The 15,994-nt window shown below is 73.4% G+C and carries 17 protein-coding genes; 4 read left to right on the top strand and 13 right to left on the bottom strand.

Annotated elements, in window-relative coordinates; genetic code table 11:
- Nucleotides 1–50: 50 nt before the first annotated feature.
- Nucleotides 51–872 (bottom strand): MIP/aquaporin family protein, encoded by an 822-nt coding sequence (locus FE634_RS14100; protein WP_246060879.1) that lies wholly within the window; start codon nucleotides 870–872, stop codon nucleotides 51–53.
- A 137-nt stretch (nucleotides 873–1,009) separates the two neighbouring features.
- Here FE634_RS14100 and FE634_RS14105 point away from each other — a divergent pair, with 137 nt between their 5' ends.
- Together FE634_RS14105 and glpK are read left to right on the top strand one after the other, a co-directional pair.
- Nucleotides 1,010–1,768, top strand: coding sequence for an IclR family transcriptional regulator (locus FE634_RS14105; RefSeq protein WP_148240703.1), 759 nt, complete (start codon nucleotides 1,010–1,012; stop codon nucleotides 1,766–1,768).
- A 10-nt stretch (nucleotides 1,769–1,778) separates the two neighbouring features.
- Complete coding sequence (gene glpK, locus FE634_RS14110) at nucleotides 1,779–3,293, top strand: glycerol kinase GlpK (RefSeq protein WP_137294869.1); 1,515 nt, start codon at nucleotides 1,779–1,781, stop codon at nucleotides 3,291–3,293.
- Between the two features lie 9 nt (nucleotides 3,294–3,302).
- Here the strand turns inward: glpK and FE634_RS14115 are convergent, their stop codons facing one another.
- From FE634_RS14115 to rpsB, 7 genes are all read right to left on the bottom strand, one after another.
- Nucleotides 3,303–3,794 carry a hypothetical protein gene (locus FE634_RS14115; protein ID WP_138876235.1) on the bottom strand — a complete coding sequence of 164 codons (492 nt, stop codon included), beginning with the start codon at nucleotides 3,792–3,794 and terminating at the stop codon, nucleotides 3,303–3,305.
- A gap of 32 nt (nucleotides 3,795–3,826) precedes the next feature.
- Nucleotides 3,827–4,339 carry a histidine phosphatase family protein gene (locus tag FE634_RS14120; protein WP_187366707.1) on the bottom strand — a complete coding sequence of 171 codons (513 nt, stop codon included), beginning with the start codon at nucleotides 4,337–4,339 and terminating at the stop codon, nucleotides 3,827–3,829.
- Nucleotides 4,336–5,250, bottom strand: a complete 915-nt coding sequence (locus FE634_RS14125; RefSeq protein WP_137294872.1) for a phosphatidate cytidylyltransferase — start codon at nucleotides 5,248–5,250, stop codon at nucleotides 4,336–4,338. The genes FE634_RS14120 and FE634_RS14125 overlap by 4 nt, the downstream gene beginning before the upstream one ends.
- Before the next feature lie 24 nt (nucleotides 5,251–5,274).
- Nucleotides 5,275–5,829 (bottom strand): ribosome recycling factor, encoded by a 555-nt coding sequence (gene frr / locus FE634_RS14130; protein ID WP_187366896.1) that lies wholly within the window; start codon nucleotides 5,827–5,829, stop codon nucleotides 5,275–5,277.
- A 77-nt stretch (nucleotides 5,830–5,906) separates the two neighbouring features.
- A complete protein-coding gene (gene pyrH / locus FE634_RS14135) occupies nucleotides 5,907–6,620 on the bottom strand; it encodes a UMP kinase (protein ID WP_137294874.1) in 714 nt (237 codons plus the stop codon).
- A 170-nt stretch (nucleotides 6,621–6,790) separates the two neighbouring features.
- Entirely contained in the window at nucleotides 6,791–7,600 is an 810-nt protein-coding gene (gene tsf, locus FE634_RS14140) for a translation elongation factor Ts (RefSeq protein ID WP_137294875.1), read from the bottom strand.
- Nucleotides 7,601–7,634: 34 nt separating this feature from the next.
- Nucleotides 7,635–8,624, bottom strand: coding sequence for a 30S ribosomal protein S2 (rpsB, locus tag FE634_RS14145; RefSeq protein ID WP_137294876.1), 990 nt, complete (start codon nucleotides 8,622–8,624; stop codon nucleotides 7,635–7,637).
- Nucleotides 8,625–9,034: 410 nt separating this feature from the next.
- Between rpsB and FE634_RS14150 the strand changes: the two genes are divergently transcribed.
- On the top strand, nucleotides 9,035–9,649 hold the full coding sequence (locus tag FE634_RS14150; protein ID WP_137294877.1) for a peptidoglycan DD-metalloendopeptidase family protein: 615 nt from the start codon (nucleotides 9,035–9,037) through the stop codon (nucleotides 9,647–9,649).
- Between the two features lie 16 nt (nucleotides 9,650–9,665).
- Here FE634_RS14150 and FE634_RS14155 read toward each other — a convergent pair whose 3' ends face one another.
- The 5 genes from FE634_RS14155 to FE634_RS14175 all read right to left on the bottom strand — a co-directional run bounded on the left by FE634_RS14155 (nucleotide 9,666) and on the right by FE634_RS14175 (nucleotide 14,645).
- On the bottom strand, nucleotides 9,666–10,613 hold the full coding sequence (locus FE634_RS14155) for a tyrosine recombinase XerC (protein WP_137294878.1): 948 nt from the start codon (nucleotides 10,611–10,613) through the stop codon (nucleotides 9,666–9,668).
- 28 nt (nucleotides 10,614–10,641) lie between these two features.
- Complete coding sequence (gene dprA, locus FE634_RS14160; protein ID WP_138876238.1) at nucleotides 10,642–11,802, bottom strand: DNA-processing protein DprA; 1,161 nt, start codon at nucleotides 11,800–11,802, stop codon at nucleotides 10,642–10,644.
- The gene (locus FE634_RS14165) at nucleotides 11,799–13,403 is read right to left on the bottom strand and encodes a YifB family Mg chelatase-like AAA ATPase (protein ID WP_138876239.1); all 1,605 of its coding nucleotides are present in this window, start codon (nucleotides 13,401–13,403) and stop codon (nucleotides 11,799–11,801) included. Before FE634_RS14165 ends, dprA begins: the two co-directional genes overlap by 4 nt.
- Nucleotides 13,403–13,786, bottom strand: a complete 384-nt coding sequence (locus FE634_RS14170; protein ID WP_137294881.1) for a YraN family protein — start codon at nucleotides 13,784–13,786, stop codon at nucleotides 13,403–13,405. The genes FE634_RS14165 and FE634_RS14170 overlap by 1 nt, the downstream gene beginning before the upstream one ends.
- Before the next feature lie 124 nt (nucleotides 13,787–13,910).
- The gene (locus tag FE634_RS14175) at nucleotides 13,911–14,645 is read right to left on the bottom strand and encodes a GAP family protein (protein WP_137294882.1); all 735 of its coding nucleotides are present in this window, start codon (nucleotides 14,643–14,645) and stop codon (nucleotides 13,911–13,913) included.
- A 496-nt stretch (nucleotides 14,646–15,141) separates the two neighbouring features.
- Between FE634_RS14175 and FE634_RS14180 the strand changes: the two genes are divergently transcribed.
- Nucleotides 15,142–15,963 (top strand): helix-turn-helix domain-containing protein, encoded by an 822-nt coding sequence (locus FE634_RS14180; protein WP_138876240.1) that lies wholly within the window; start codon nucleotides 15,142–15,144, stop codon nucleotides 15,961–15,963.
- Nucleotides 15,964–15,994 lie beyond the last annotated feature (31 nt).

Raw genomic sequence — 15,994 nt, forward strand, 5'->3', positions numbered from 1 at the left:
TGTGGTGGTGTGGACGTGAGATGTCGTGGGTGGTGGGGCGGGCCGCAGGCTCAGGCCTGGACGCCCTTCTCGCCGGCGGTCTCCGGCTCCTCGGCGGGCAGGTGGATCTCGATGAGGAACTTGAACGCCGCGCCGCCGATCAGGCCGCCGATCACCGGGGCCACGATCGGCACCCAGAAGTAGAGGTCGTTGCTCCCTGCTGCCTCCCACACGTCGTTGCCGTACCCGGTCATCCAGGCGGCGAGGCGGGGGCCGAGGTCACGGGCCGGGTTGATCGCGTAGCCGGCGTTCGCACCCCAGGCCATGCCGATCGCGACGACGACCATCCCGACGAACCAGGGCGTCAGGTTCGCCAGCGGCGGGGCGTTGGTCGCCGTGGTCAGCGCCAGGACGAGGAAGACCAGGATCGCGGTGCCGAGCAGCTGGTCGGCGAACGCGGTGGTGATCGACACGACCGCCTCGCCGTCGGGCGTGGCGCCCGGCGAGGTGAAGAAGATGCCCATCGAGGCCTTGCCGAGGTCGGGGTCGATGGCCTTGATGAAGTCGGCGTAGGTGAAGCGGACGATGATCGCGGCGACGAACGCGCCCGCGAGCTGGGCCAGGGCGTAGGGCCCGACCTTGCTCCAGGGGAAGCCGCGGAACACGGCCAGCGCGACGGTCACGGCGGGGTTGAGGTGGGCTCCGGTGATCTTGCCGGCGGTGTAGATGCCGAGCACGACGCCGAGGCCCCAGGCCCAGCTGATCGAGTCTGCGTCACCGCGTCCGGCGGCGACGACGGATGCGACGACGCCGCACCCGAACAGGATCAAGATCAGGGTCCCGGCGAACTCGGCGCTCAGCTCGCCGACCAGGGTGTTCTTCTTCGTGGACACAGCAGTGTTCTCCTCCCGGGTGCCTGTGGTCGGCACCGCGACCACTGTGACGCCCGTCACGGGTCGGGCGCCACCCCTGCCGTTCGACATGGTCGAACGTCGGGTCGACATGGTCGAACGGACCCTAGGATGGGCCGGTGCCCGGCTCGATCCAGTCCATCCAGCGCGCCGCGGTGGTGCTGCACTTCCTGGGCGCGCTCTCGGAGCCGGTCCCGCTCGGGGACGTCGCCCGGATGCTCGCCCTGCCCAAGCCGACCGCCCACGGCATCCTGCGCACCCTGTGCGAGGTCGGCTTCGTCGTGCAGGAGCGCGACACGGGGCGCTACTCCCTCGGCACCGGCCTGTCGCGCCTCGGCGAGGCGCTCGACCCGCACCTCCTGCGCTCGCGCGCGGTCAACTGGGCCGACGGCCTCGCCGCGCGCACCGAGCTCGAGGTGCAGCTCGGCATCCTCACCGGCCAGTCGGTCGAGGTGCTCCACCACGTCTTCCGGCCCGACGGGTCGCCCCAGCAGCTGCGGGTCAGCGAGCTGCAGCCGCTGCACGCGACCGCCCTCGGCGTCACGCTGCTCGCCTTCTCCCCCGCCGCCGGGCGCCTGCACGACCTCCGGCTGCCGGCGTACACGCCGTCGACGCCGGCGAGCCGCGTCGACCTCACCCGCGTGGTGCAGCAGACCTTCCGGCGCGGCTGGGTCCTCACCGACGGCACGCTGCGCCCGGGCGTCGCCGCGGTCGCCGCGCCGATCCGGCACCACATCGGCATCGGCGTGGGCGCGCTGGCCGTCGTCGGGCCCCGCGACCGGGTGATCGCCGCGGCGGGCGAGCCCCGTGCCGGCATCGTCGACCAGGTGGTCGCGGCCGCCGACGCGATCTCGGTGCACCTGCAGGACCGGTTGTGAGGGACCGGCGGTGAGGGCCTACGTCGCGGCGATCGACCAGGGCACGACCTCGACCCGCTGCCTGATCTTCGACCACCACGGCCGGATGGTCTCGGTGGCCCAGCACGAGCACGCGCAGCACTACCCCCAGCCGGGCTGGGCCGAGCAGGACGCCGCCGAGATCTGGCGCAACACGCTGCGGGTGCTGCCCGAGGCGCTCGCCGACGCCGGGCTGTCGGCCGCCGACCTCGCCGCGGTCGGGATCGCCAACCAGCGCGAGACCACCGTGGTCTGGGACCGCACGACCGGCCGGCCGCTGGCCCGGGCCATCACCTGGCAGGACACCCGCACCGCCGAGCTCGTCGAGGAGCTGAACCAGGGCCCCCACGCCGACCTGTTCCGCGAGGTGTGTGGACTGGCGCCGGCCGGCTACTTCGCGGCCCCGCGGCTGCGGTGGCTGCTCGACCACGTGCCCGGGCTCGAGCGCCGGGCCCGCAGCGGCGACATCGCCTTCGGGACGATGGAGAGCTGGCTGATCTGGAACCTCACCGGCGGGCCCGACGGCGGCGTCCACGTCACCGACGTGACCAACGCCAGCCGGACCCTGCTCATGGACATCCGCACGCTCGACTGGGACCAGCGCCTGCTCGACGCGCTCGACATCCCGCGCGAGCTGCTGCCCGAGGTCCGGCCCAACGCCCAGGTCTACGGCGAGTGCGTCGTCGGCCTGCCGGGCGTGCCGATCGGCGGCGCCTTCGGCGACCAGCAGGCCGCACTGTTCGGCCAGACCTGCTTCGAGGCCGGCGAGGCGAAGTGCACCTACGGCACCGGCGCGTTCCTCCTGATGAACACCGGTGACCAGATCACCACCTCCGAGCACGGGCTGCTCTCGACGGTCGCCTACGCCCTGGAGGGCCAGGCGCCGGTCTACGCCACCGAGGGGTCGATCGCCGTCGCCGGCGCGCTCGTGCAGTGGTTCCGCGACTCGCTGGAGATGATCCGCTCGGCCCCCGAGATCGAGACGCTCGCGCGCCGCGTCGAGGACAACGGCGGGTGTTACATCGTGCCCGCCTTCGCCGGGCTCTTCGCGCCCCGCTGGCAGCCGGACGCGCGCGGCGTGGTGGTCGGGCTGACGTCGTACGTGACGCGGTCGCACCTGGCACGCGCCGTCCTCGAGGCGACGGCGTGGCAGACCGCGGAGGTGGTCGAGGCGATGGCCGCCGACACGGGGATCAACTTCACCCGGCTCAAGGTCGACGGCGGGATGACCGCCAACCACCTGCTCATGCAGTCGGTGGCCGACGTCCTCGCCGTGCCGGTCGAGCGACCGCTGGTGGCGGAGTCGGTCTCGCTCGGCGCGGCCTACGCCGCCGGCCTGGCCGTGGGCTACTGGCCCGACCTCCAGGGACTGCGCGACAACTGGCACCGCGCCGCGGTGTGGGAGCCGGCGATGAGCGACGCGCTCCGGCGCCGCGAGCGGGCCGCCTGGGACCGCGCCGTCGAGCGGACCCTACACTGGGTGCACGACGACGACGCCGCCCGCTGAGCGCCTGGGTCAGCCGTCGCTCCTGAGCAGCAGGTAGGTCGTCGCGACCGCCGTCAGGGCCACGACGAGCGGCGTGAGCAGGACGCCGAAGAGCATGTAGCGCGCGAACCGGCGGGTCCCCGGCAGCGCGATCAGCACCAGGTCGACCACCAGCACCAGGCCGACCGCGACGAGCAGGATCCACGGCTGGTCGGACACGTCGTAGCCGATCACCGTGTCGAGCAGCCAGCCGAGCGCGAGCAGCGCCACCAGGATCGCGGCGACCCCGGCGAAGAAGCCGGCCAGCGGCGTGAACACCGGGTGCTCGCGGTGCCAGAAGCGCGGGCCGTCGTCCTCGGACGACGGTGCCGGGTCGGCGGCCGGGTCGGCGGCCGGGTCGTCGGCCGGGCCGTCGACCGGCGTCGGCTCGTGCGGCGTCGTCGTCGTCGGCGGCGTCGCGGTGCCGTCGCTCGGGGTCTCGGGGCCGCCCTGGTCGACGCGGACGCCCTCATCGGTGCTCATCACCGATGATCGTAGGCGGTGGGGCGCAGCGATCAGGCCAGATCGAGGACCAGCACGTCCGGGAGGGTGAGGCGGGCCCACCGGTCGAGGTCCGGCTCGGTGCCGCCCAGGACGGCGGCCAGCGCCGTCCAGGCGGTCCCGTGGCCGACCAGGACGACGTCCTCGTCGGCGTGGGTGGCCAGGATCGGCTCGACGGCCGCGACCACGCGGGCGCGGCAGTGCGCGAGCGGCTCCCAGCCCGCGCGGACCGACACCTCGGGCCTCGCGAAGGCGTCGCGGACGGCGTCCTCGAGGTCCTCGACCCACTCCGTCGAGTCGCGCACGTGCTCGCGCAGCCCGTCGACGATCCCCACGCCGGCGTCGGTGAGCAGCTGGGCGGTCTCGGTCGCCCGGGGCTCGGGCGAGCAGTACCAGGCCGCGTGCCGCGGCAGCCGGTCGCGCAGGGTCCACACGTCGTCGTAGTGCGCAGGGTCGAGCACCCACTCGTGCGCGGGCCGGTGGCGCTCGACCGAGGGGCGGCCGTGGCGGACCAGGTGCAGCCTCACGTGAAGACGAGGTAGTGCAGGAGCAGCCAGATCGGCGCGATCGTGGCCAGCAGCGAGTCGAGGCGGTCCATCAGGCCGCCGTGGCCCGGGATCACCTGGCTCATGTCCTTGATGCCGAGGTCGCGCTTCATCACCGACTCGCACAGGTCGCCGAGGGTCGCCATGACCACGGTGACCAGGCCGAGGCACAGGCCGACCCACCAGTCGCCGTCGAGCAGGAGGACCACGAGCGCCCACCCGGCGGCCAGGCAGAACACCGCCGAGCCGGCGAAGCCCTCCCACGACTTCTTCGGGGAGATCACCGGGGCCATCGGGTGCTTGCCGAAGAGCACGCCGGCGATGTAGCCGCCGATGTCGGAGGCGATGGTGACCAGGATGAAGGCGAGGATGCCCTGGACGCCGTCGTCGTCGAGGCCGCCCCCGTCGAGGCCGCCCTCGGAGAGCATCAGCGCGACGAAGGAGCCGAGGAACGGCACGTAGACGAGCGTGAAGACCGACGCGGTGGCCGTCTTGACGTACCCGTCGATGCCCCGGCGCAGCAGCCACAGCATGACCACCAGCGCCGAGACGGCGGTGGCGGTGACCAGCGCGTCGGTGCCCCACAGGTAGGCGACGACGACCATCACGACGCCGCCGAGCATCAGCGGCTGCTCGGGCAGGTCGATGTCCTTGGCCAGCAGGCCCTGGCGCAGCTCCCAGATGGCGACCACCACGGCGATCACGACGATCACCATGAAGGCCGGCTTCCAGAACGCCAGCGAGGCCGCGATCGCGCCGAGCAGCACCACGGCCGAGCCGACGGCCGCCTTCAGGTCACGGCCGGCCCGCCCGTGGTCCTTCGGCGGCGCCGCCGACGGACCGGAGGAGGAGCCGGACGACGACGGGGAGGGGGCCGGGGACGCGGGTGGCATGGGTGGGGTCGGGCGGCGGAGGTCTCAGACCTCGAGCAGCTCGGCCTCCTTGTTCTTCAGCATCTCGTCGATCTCGTCGGTGTGCTTCTTGGTGACGCCGTCGAGCCGCTTCTCGGCGCCGGTGACGTCGTCCTTGCCGACCTCGCCGTCCTTCTCGAGCTTCTCGAGGGCCTGCTTGGCGTTGCGCCGCAGGTTGCGCACGGCGACACGGCCGTCCTCGGCCTTGCCGCGGGCGAGCCTGATGTACTCCTTGCGGCGCTCCTCGGTGAGCTCGGGGAACACGCAGCGCAGCACCTTGCCGTCGTTGGCGGGGTTCACGCCGAGGTCGGAGTCGCGGATCGCCTTCTCGACGTTGGGCATGGCGCTCATGTCGAAGGGCTGGATCATGATGACCCGCGCCTCGGGCGCGGTGAACGACGCCAGCTGCTGCAGCGGCGTCGGGGTGCCGTAGTACTCGACGACGATCTTGTTGAACATCGACGGGGTCGCGCGACCGGCCCGGATCGCCGCGAACTCCTCGCGCGTCGCCTCGACCGACTTGTCCATCTTGCTGTCGGCCTCGTTGAGGATGTCCTTGATCACGGGTGTTCCCTTTCCGGTGGTGACGCTCGTGCGGGCGGCTCGTGCGACGGGTGCTGGTGGGCGCGTGCGGCGGGTCAGTCGGCGCTGACGAGCGTGCCGATCCTCTCACCCTGCACGGCGCGCAGGATGTTGCCCTCGGGCTCCATGCCGAACACGATCATCGGCATCTTGTTCTCCATGCACAGGGCGAACGCCGTCGCGTCGGCCACGCGCAGGCCTCGCTGGAGGGCGTCCTGGAACGTCAGCGACTCGAGCTTGGTGGCGGTGGGGTCGATCTTCGGGTCGGCGGTGTAGACGCCGTCGACGCCGTTCTTGCCCATCAGCACGACCTCGGCCTTGATCTCGAGGGCGCGCTGGGCGGCGACGGTGTCGGTGGAGAAGAACGGCATCCCCATGCCGGCGCCGAAGATGACGACCCGGCCCTTCTCCATGTGCCGGATCGCGCGGCGCGGGATGTAGGGCTCGGCGACCTGGCCCATCGTGATCGCGGTCTGGACCCGCGTCTCCACGTCGAGCTTCTCCAGGAAGTCCTGCAGGGCCAGGCAGTTCATGACGATGCCCAGCATCCCCATGTAGTCGGCGCGCACGCGGTCGATGCCGCGCTGCTGGAGCTCGGCGCCGCGGAAGAAGTTGCCTCCCCCGGTGACGACGGCGATCTGGACGCCGGCCTGGGCGACCGAGGCGATCTCGCGCGCGATGGCCTGGACGACGTCGGGGTCGACCCCGACGCTGCCGCCGCCGAAGACCTCGCCCGAGAGCTTGAGCAGGACTCGCTTGTAGCCGGTCATCGGGTCCTTCCGTCCGTGATGAGTCGCTGTGAGGCTACCGCCCGACCACCCGTGCCGCACCGTCGGGCCGGACGCGCGCCGCAGACGCCAGCAGCGCCGCCGGTTCCGGCGGCGCTGCTGGGTGGTCGTGCTGGTGTCGAGCTGGTGTCGAGCTGGGTGGTGCTGGGTGGCTAGGCGCCGACCTCGAAGCGGGCGAACCGCGTCAGGGTGGTGCCGGAGGCGTCGAGGACGGCCTTGACCGTCTTCTTGTTCTCGGTCACCGAGGCCTGCTCGAGCAGGACGACGTCCTTGAAGAAGCCGTTGAGCCGGCCCTCGGTGATCTTGGCGATCGCCTGCTCGGGCTTGCCCTCCTCGCGCGAGGTCGCCTCGGCGATCTCGCGCTCCTTGGCGACGACGTCGGCGGGGACCTCGTCGCGGGTGAGGTACTGCGGGCGCATCGCGGCGACCTGCATGGCGGCCGCACGGGCGGCCTCCGCGTCACCCTCGTACTGGACGAGGACGCCCACGGCGGGCGGCAGGTCGGCCGCACGCTTGTGCATGTAGGCCACGACGTTGCCGTCGAAGTAGGCGAACTGGCCGAGCTCGATCTTCTCGCCGATGCTGACGGCCAGCCCGTCGACGACCTCGCCGACGGTCTGGTCGCCGAGCGACACCGAGCGCAGCGCCTCGGCGTCGGCCGGCTTGGCCTCCGACGCGGCGTCCGCGATCCGCTGGGCGGCGGCGACGAAGTCGGCGTTCTTGGCGACGAAGTCGGTCTCGCTCTTCAGCTCGACCAGGACGCCGGGCGCGTGCGCCACGAGTCCGGACGAGGCCTCGCGCTCCGCACCGCGCTTGGCCGCCTTGGCCTCGCCCTTGATGCGCAGCAGCTCGACTGCCTTGTCGAAGTCGCCGTCGGTCTCGTCGAGCGCCTTCTTGCAGTCCATCATCCCGGCGCCGGTCAGCTCACGGAGCTTCTTGACGTCGGCCGCGGTGAAAGCCATGGGTACTCCTTCGTACGGGTAGCGGGAAGCTGGATCAGGACTCGGAGGAGACCTCGGCCGGAGCCTCGGTGGTCTCCTCGGTGGGGGCCTCGGCAGCGGGCTCCTCGGCAGCGGGCTCCTCGGCGGCGGGGGCCTCGGTCGGCACGGCCGACTCGGCGACCTCGGCGGCCTCGGCACCCTCGGACGCGGCACCGGTGGCCTCGGCGGCCGGGGTCTCGGCGGCCGGGGCGCTGGTGGCGGCCTCGGCGGCCTTCTCGGCGTCGCCACCCAGGAGCTCGCGCTCCCACTCGGCGAGGGGCTCCTCGGCCGTGGCGGTGGCACCGGTCTTCGCACCGGAGCGGGCGATGAGGCCCTCGGCGACGGCGTCGGCGATCACGCGGGTCAGCAGGCCGACCGCGCGGATGGCGTCGTCGTTGCCCGGGATCGGGAAGTCGACCTCGTCGGGGTCGCAGTTGGTGTCGAGGATGCCGATGATCGGGATCCGCAGCTTGCGCGCCTCCTCGACCGCCAGGTGCTCCTTCTTGGTGTCGACGATCCACACCGCGGCGGGCGTGCGGACCATGTCGCGGATGCCGCCGAGGGTCTTGTCGAGCTTGTCGCGCTCCCGCTTCATCTGCAGGAGCTCCTTCTTCGTGCGACCCGAGCCGGCGACGTTGTCGAAGTCGACCTCGTCGAGCTCCTTGAGGCGGTTGATCCGCTGGTGCACGGTCTGGAAGTTGGTCAGCATGCCGCCGAGCCAGCGCTGGTTGACGTAGGGCATGCCCACGCGGGTCGCCTGCTCGGCGATCGCCTCCTGCGCCTGCTTCTTCGTGCCGACGAACATGATCGTGCCGCCCTTGGACACGGTCTCCTTGATGAAGGCGTAGCTGCGGTCGATGTAGGCCAGCGACTGCTGCAGGTCGATGATGTAGATGCCGTTGCGCTCGGTCATGATGAAGCGCTTCATCTTGGGGTTCCAGCGACGGGTCTGGTGCCCGAAGTGGACGCCGCTCTCGAGGAGCTGGCGCATGGTCACGACTGCCATGGTGGTTCTCTTCTCCTGTGGTGGGGCCACCGCCGTCCGCACGACCTTGAGGCAGGACGCGCCGGGGTGACTCCGGGTGTGTTTTCAGTTCGACGCCGCCGACGGGTGCCGGTGGCCCTGACGCCCACGCGCGATCCGACCGGCCGGGCGTTGGTGCTGGTGTCCGGCAGGACCGAGGATCGTCGCCCGCGGGTGATCGGCTGCCCGACAGGAGTCGGGCGGTCGTCGCGGTCTGGGAGCGTGCGAATTTCACTCTTCCGAGTGATGGGCACAGCGTAGTCCGTGGCCCGGCACGACCGCGAATCCCGCCCGTGACCACCTGTCGTCCACAGGTCCGCGCCGACGACGGTTCTCCCCAGGCCGGCCCGCGGACGTCGCCGGGCGCCGGAGTCCTCCGGCACCGTCGGTCCATGACCCCCACCGCCGCCCGGGCCCCGCGCGCCCTCGTCGTCCTGCTGGCCGTCGTCGGCTGGCTGCTCCTCCCCGTCGCGGCCGCTCCCGCCGTGGCCGACCCGGCCGGTGCCGACCCGGTCGGCGTCTGGCCGTTGGCTCCGGAGCCGGAGGTCGTGGCGCCCTTCGACCCGCCCGACACGCCCTTCGGGCCGGGGCACCGGGGCGTCGACCTGCGCGGCACGCCCGGCCAGGGCGTGCGCGCCGCGCTGCCCGGCACCGTGTCGTTCGCGGGCACGATCGCCGGGCGCGGCGTCGTGGTGGTCGACCACGGCACCACCCGCACGACCTACGAGCCGGTCGCGGCGTCCGCGGCCGTCGGCGACGCGGTCGCCGCCGGTCACCGGATCGGCACGCTGCAGCTGCCGGGGTCGCACTGCTTCCCGGCCGCCTGCCTGCACTGGGGCTGGATCGAGGGAGCCTCGACCTACCTCGACCCGCTGCGTCTCGTGGGGCTGGGGCCGGTCCGGCTCCTCCCCCTGTGGCGCGACCTCCCGGTCGGTCCCCCGGGCCGCCCGCCGGCCCGCCCCCTGGTCCGGCTGCCCCTGGCGCTGGTGCTCGGGTTGTTCCGGTGAGGGCGGGGCACCGGGCTCAGGCCCGGGGGTGCGCCTGCTGGTAGGCCCGGCGCAGGCGGTCGGTCGTCACGTGCGTGTAGCGCTGGGTCGTGGCCAGCGAGGCGTGGCCGAGGAGCTCCTGCACGGAGCGGAGGTCGGCCCCGCCCTCGAGCAGGTGGGTCGCCGCGGTGTGCCTCAGCCCGTGCGGACCCATGTCGGGCGCCCCGGGGACGTCGGCGATCCGCCGGTGCACGAGGGTGCGCACCGCGCGCTGGTCGATGCGCCGCCCGCGCGCCCCGAGGAAGAGCGCGCCGCCGGCGCCGTCGACGACGAGTGCCGGGCGCCCGTGACGCACCCAGAAGTCGAGGGCGCGCGCGGCCGGGCGGCCGAACGGCACGGTCCGCTCCTTGCGCCCCTTGCCGAGGACCCGGACGACGTTGCGGTCGCGGTCGACGTCGTCGACGTCGAGGCCGACCATCTCCCCTACCCGGATTCCCGTCGCGTAGAGCAGCTCGAGCATCGCGATGTCGCGCAGCCCCACCGGGCTGCCGTCGTCGGCGGCCTCCACGGCGGCGGCGATCAGGTCGCGGGCCTCGTCGGCGCGCAGCACCGAGGGCAGCGTGCGGTGCGCCTTGGGCGAGCCGAGGCTCGACCCGGCGTCGACGGCGACCCGGTCGGTGCGGGCGAGCCAGGCCGTGAAGACCCGGACCGCCGTGGCCCGCCGGGCCAGCGTGGTGCGCGAGCGGCCGAGGCTCTGCTGCTTGGCCAGCCAGCTGCGCAGGGTCCGCAGGTCCACCTCGCCGACGTCGGCGCAGCCCAGCCGGGCGGCGTGCTCGAGCATCCCGGCGACGTCGCCGAGGTAGGCCCGGACGGTGTGGGGCGTCAGGTCGCGCTCGAGGACCAGGTGTCGCTCGTAGTCGGCGAGCACCCGCGCGAACGACTCGGGCAGCACGTCGGGCTGCTCGGCTCGGGCGTCGTCGCTCACCCGCCGATCGTAGGGGCGCCACCCGCGCTCACCCGTGAGCCTCGGCGGTGAGCCGCCACCCGCCGTCGGCGAGCTCGACCAGCCCGGAGTCGAGCAGCCGGGCGAGGCCCGCGCGCACCTCGAGCAGGCCGAGACCGGCCACCCGGGCGATGGAGTCGGGATGGGCCGGGCGGCCGACCGGCACCGCGTCGAGCACCTGACGCTGCCGGACGGTGAGCCGGTCGCGCGCGGTGGACGGCTCGCGGTGCTCCTCGACCAGGTGCTCGCCGGCGGCCCCGACCATCTCCAGCACGTCCCCGCCACCGGTCACCAGGGTCATCGCACCGGCCCGGATCAGCTCGTGGACGCCGGCGGAGCCGGCGCTGGTGACCGGACCAGGGACGCCCATGAGGGAGCGTTGCAGCCGCCCGGCCCAGTTGGCGGTGTTGAGGGCACCGCTGCGCCGGGCGGCCTCCACCACCACCGTGCCGCGCGACAGTGCGGCGATCAGCCGGTTGCGGGCCAGGAACCGCACCCGTTGCGGGGAGCAGCCCGGCGCCGCCTCCGACACGACCGCGCCGGTGGCGGCGATGTGGTCGACGACCTCGCGGTGGGCCTGCGGGTAGACCCGGTCGGCCCCGCAGGCCAGGACCGCCACCGTGGGCCCGTCGGTGGCGGCACCGCTCGGCGCGCCGCCGCTGATCGCGCCGCGGTGCGCGGCCACGTCGATGCCGAACGCGGCGCCGGAGACGACCACCCTCCCGGACCGGGCCACCACGGCCCCGATCTCCCGGGCGACGTCGGCGCCGTACTGGGTGGCCGCACGGGACCCGACCACGGCGACCGCGTCGACCAGCCGGTCGAGCCGGAGCGGTCCCTTGACCCACAACCCGACCGGCACGCCCCCGCGGTCCTGGATCGAGCCGGCCGCGGCCAGGTCGCCGAGCGGCTCGGGCCACTCGTCGTCCCCGGGCACGACGAAGCGCAGCCCGAGCCGCGCCGACCGGTCGAGCTCGCCGCACGGGTCGACCGAGGCCAGCCGCGCCGCGACGTCGGTGCGCAGGCCGTGCGGGTCGCGCTCGTGCAGCAGCAGGTCGTGCAGCCGGACGGCGCCGAGCTCGGCCACCAGCGCGGTCATCTTGACGTCGCCGGGCTCGCCGAGCCGGTTGAGGGCCACCCGGGCGAGCCGCTCGCGGTCGGGCACGCTCATCCGGCCATCCCCCGCTCCAGCGTGTGCACCATCAGGGCGTCGCCGGCGCGCAGCCGCAGCGCGACGTCGACCTCGTCGCGGTCGGGCCCGACGTCGCCGCCCGCGGTGACCGCGCGCAGGTCGGCGATCGTCCAGGCGAGCCGGTGGACCCGCACGGCGCCGCGGCTGCTGAGCCTGCCCTCGTAGAGCCGGTCGTCGAGCAGGCGCTGGGCGCCGGCCGGCAGCGGCCAGCGGTCGCGCAGCACCGGACCGGGGACCTGGCTGTTGAGGCGCCACCCGCACCCGGCGTACCGCTCGGCCTGGCGGGCCCGGGCCGCGGCCACGCGCCCGCGCACCTCGGCCGAGGACTCGAGCCGCGAGAACCGGTCGTGGTCGTGGGGTCGCAGCGGCCCGACGTGGCGGGAGATGTCGAGCCGGTCGGCGATCGGCGCCCGCATCTTGCGGCGGTAGTCGCGCAGCTCCACGGCACGACAGCTGCACCGGTTCTGGCCGCGGTCGTCGCTGTAGTCACCGCACGGGCACGGGTTGCAGGCCAGGACGAGCATCCCCCGCGCCGGGAGGGTGACCGACTCGTCGGAGCGCGCGACGGTGATCTCGCCGCTCTCGAGCGGCTGCCGCAGCGCGTCGATGACGTCGGAGCGGAACAGCGGCCACTCGTCGAGGAACAGGACGCCGCCGTGGGTGCGGCTGAGCTCGCCGGGACGCACCTGCCCGCTGCCGCCCCCGACGATGCTCGTCTTGCTCGCGTCGTGGTGCGGTGCCGAGAACGGCGGCCGGGTGATCAGCCCGTCGCCGGGCTCGAGGGCGCCGGCCAGGGAGTGCACGGCCGTCAGCTCGAGCGCCTCCTCCGGCCCGAGGTCGGGCAGCACGGTCACGATGCGCTCGGCGAGGCTGGTCTTGCCCGACCCCTTGGGCCCGGACAGGTGGAGGGGGTGGCCGCCCGCCGCGGCGACCTCCACCGCGTACTTGGCGTCGGCCATGCCGTGCAGGTCGGCCAGGTCGACGTCGTCGAGCCGGTCGGCCCCGCGCCAGGCCAGCAGCCGGGTGCCGGACATCGGCGCGACCGGCGGCGCGGTCGGCACCACCTCGCCGCGCAGCTCGGCGACGACCTGGAGCAGCGAGCGCATGCCGAGCACGGCCACGCCGGGCACCATCGCCGCCTCCTGGGCCTGGGGCTCGGGCACGACGACGTGCCGGATGCCCCGGTCGACGGCGGCCAGCACCATCGGCAGCACGCCCGGCACCGCACGGAGCCCGCCGGCCAGGGTCAGCTCGCCGATGAACACGGTGTCCCTCAGCGCCTCGGGCGGCAGCTGCCCGTCGGCGGCCAGCACCGCGACGGCGATGGCCAGGTCGAAGTGCGGTCCGCGCTTGTGCAGGTCGGCCGGCGAGAGCAGCAGGGTGGTCCGCTTGGTGGCCGGCCAGACCAGGTCGCTGTTGGCGATCGCCATCCGGCAGCGGTCACCGGCCTCGCGCAGCGACAGGTCGAGCCGGCCGACCATCGCGAGCCCGGCCTGGCCGGGCGAGACGTCGGCCTGGACGTCGACGAGGTGACCCAGCGCCCCGTGCAGGGAGACCGCGTGGGCGGTCGCGAACGGCATCAGCCGACCCCGCGGACGTGCTCGACGACCGCCGGCCCCCGGCGGGGTCGCATCACCGCGACCAGGTCGACGCGGATCTGGGCCGGGCGCACGCCGCGGGCCTCGGCCCACCGGACCCCGAGGCGCTGCAGCCGCTCCCGCTTCACGTCGGTGATCGCCTCGTGCGGGCTGCCGTTGACCAGGCTGGTGCGGGTCTTGACCTCGCACACCACGAGCACCGGGCCCTCGCGCAGCACCAGGTCGATCTCGCCCTCGCGGCAGCGCCAGTTGGCGTCGAGGGTCACCATCCCCTGCTCGACGAGGTAGCGCTCGGCGACCCGTTCGCCGTACGCCCCGATCGCCTGCCTGCTCGTCGTCGCCCTCGTGACCCGTGTCGTCGTCATCTGCTGACCTCCTGCGGACAGCGTGGGCGGCGGCGCGACGTCGCGGGCCCGGCACCGAGCCGCCCTGTGGAGAACACCGGGACCGCCCGGCCTGTGGACGACAAGTGGTCGTCCCGCCGGCGTGTCAGGTGGTCAGGGCGTCGCCGGCGTCGGCGGCGAGGACGAGGCCCACGATGGTGAGCACCCAGTAGACGGCGCCGGCGCTGTGGTCGAGCATCCACGTGGACAACCGGGCGAGCGGCCGGCGCAGGATCCCCGCGAGCGCCAGCCTCAGCACGAGCAGCACCACGGCCGGGGCCACCATCACCAGGCAGTACCCGGCCACCACGACCACCCGCTCGACCGGGTTCAGGTCGGCGGCGGTGACCAGGGCGGCGGCCGCGAAGAACGGCACCATCGACGCCACCTCGACGGCGGCCGCGAGCAGGGCGACGCCGACGACCACGCGGTAGCGCCCACGAGACCCGGGGCCGGCCCCGGAGTCCTCGAGCCGTTGCTGCCAGCGCTCGAGGCGGGCCCGTCCGGCGTCCGGCCCCGGCCGGCCCCGCCCGAACCACCGACGCGGGTCGCCGAAGACCCCGATCGCGAGCAGCGTGAGCCCCACCCCGAGCTCCGCCTGCCGGACCCAGCGCCACGAGCCCAGCTCGCTGCCCCAGGAGGTGAGCCAGGCGGCACCGCTGACCACCAGGAGCCCCACGACCGCGTAGGCGACCGCGATGGTGAGCAGGTAGACCAGGTAGGAGCGCACCTGCACGCGCGGCGACAGGAGCATCAGGAGCGGGAGCACCAGGGTGCCGATGCTGGTGCTGTCGACGAGCGCCAGGGCGAGCAGCGCCCCGAGCAGTGCCGAGCCGGTCATGCGAGACCTCCCTCATTGGCGGTCGGGCACGCCGAACCATAGGCGAACGACACGCCACCGAGGTCGATGACATGATTCCGTGTCACTTTCACCGGCTGCGGCTCACCGCTGCTCGACCGCTGCCTCGCCAGTAGGGGTGTAGTCGAGGGATCGATACCGTGGTGGGTATCCGGTGCGTCGCCGCCGGTCGGACTGCGCCGTTGATCGCGCAGGGCCGACACAGGGCAATTCCACCGCAGTCACGTGGACGCAAACTTCCTCAAACACAACTCTGTACCGCTCTCTGGCGGAACGCCGGCGGCTGCCCGGCTCACCACGCGGCGACCCGTCGAATACACAGCCAGACCGGCAAACAATACAAGATTCAATTTCCGGAACAATCCGTTGTGCCCCTGCCCGGAATTGACGGACAAGTAAAGTGCGTCCCAGAAAAGTTCTCTCGAGACCAGCATCCACCAGAACTCTCGGGGGGAAGTGCCGCAATCCGGGGAGGACCATGCCAGAGCACTTCATTCCGTCCAGCACGACCAGGGGCGGGAGCGGCGCCGCGCGACTCTCGGTGGCCGACGCCGATCCCGAACCGTCCGCCGAACCGCCCGCCGAGCGGTCGGCCGCCGGGGCGTCGGCAGCGCCGGGCGACGCGGTCGTCCAGTACGACATCCACGAGCTGGCCGCGGCCACCCACCTCTCGGTGCGCACGATCCGGGCGCACCAGACCCGCGGGCTGCTGGCCCCGCCACGACGTCAGGGCCGGCGCGTGGTCTACGGCCGCCGCCACCTCGAGCGGCTCGAACGGATCAAGGCCCTCCAGCAGGAGGGCTACAACCTCGCCGCGATCGCGGCCCAGTTCCTGCCGTCGCGGGTGACGGTGCAGAACCAGACCGCCCTGCGCCTGCTGCGCCGCTCCGCGGCCAAGCACCCGGTGGTGGTGGCCAACCTGCTCAAGCACGGCGTCGTGATGATCACGCCGAGCGGGAACATCGAGATCGCCGAGGAGTCGCCGGTGCTGGCGGCCTTCGAGCTGGTGCACCTCGGCTTCGAGGTCTCCGACTGCGTCTACGTCCTCGCCGAGGTCATCGACGCCATCGCCACCGCGATGCCCGGCGTGCTGCGGAGCATCGACCAGACATCGCGGGGGCCCGGGCTGCTGGCCCTCGCCCTCGAGGGCGAGGACGCCGACCCGCGCAGGATCGAGGTGTCGGCACGGATGCTCACCGAGGCCTTCCGCATCTCGCTCCTCGCGTGTGCCGCACCGTCCGACGACGGCGCCGCGGCGGCCTACGACGAGAGCGAGCCGCTCAGCTACCTGTCCCGCTGAGGCGCCACCACCGCCGGTCGTCCCTCAGCCG

Source organism: Nocardioides sp. S-1144, from assembly GCF_005954645.2.
Lineage (GTDB): Bacteria > Actinomycetota > Actinomycetes > Propionibacteriales > Nocardioidaceae > Nocardioides > Nocardioides dongxiaopingii.

Coding starts and splice junctions, on each gene's coding strand:
- FE634_RS14115 (WP_138876235.1), bottom strand. CDS start 3,794: ATGAGCACCGATGAGGGCGTCCGCGTCGACCAGGGCGGCCCCGAGACC.
- FE634_RS14125 (WP_137294872.1), bottom strand. CDS start 5,250: ATGCCACCCGCGTCCCCGGCCCCCTCCCCGTCGTCGTCCGGCTCCTCC.
- FE634_RS14180 (WP_138876240.1), top strand. CDS start 15,142: ATGCCAGAGCACTTCATTCCGTCCAGCACGACCAGGGGCGGGAGCGGC.
- FE634_RS14175 (WP_137294882.1), bottom strand. CDS start 14,645: ATGACCGGCTCGGCACTGCTCGGGGCGCTGCTCGCCCTGGCGCTCGTC.
- rpsB (WP_137294876.1), bottom strand. CDS start 8,624: ATGGCAGTCGTGACCATGCGCCAGCTCCTCGAGAGCGGCGTCCACTTC.
- tsf (WP_137294875.1), bottom strand. CDS start 7,600: ATGGCTTTCACCGCGGCCGACGTCAAGAAGCTCCGTGAGCTGACCGGC.
- FE634_RS14150 (WP_137294877.1), top strand. CDS start 9,035: ATGACCCCCACCGCCGCCCGGGCCCCGCGCGCCCTCGTCGTCCTGCTG.
- pyrH (WP_137294874.1), bottom strand. CDS start 6,620: ATGACCGGCTACAAGCGAGTCCTGCTCAAGCTCTCGGGCGAGGTCTTC.
- FE634_RS14170 (WP_137294881.1), bottom strand. CDS start 13,786: ATGACGACGACACGGGTCACGAGGGCGACGACGAGCAGGCAGGCGATC.
- dprA (WP_138876238.1), bottom strand. CDS start 11,802: ATGAGCGTGCCCGACCGCGAGCGGCTCGCCCGGGTGGCCCTCAACCGG.
- FE634_RS14165 (WP_138876239.1), bottom strand. CDS start 13,403: ATGCCGTTCGCGACCGCCCACGCGGTCTCCCTGCACGGGGCGCTGGGT.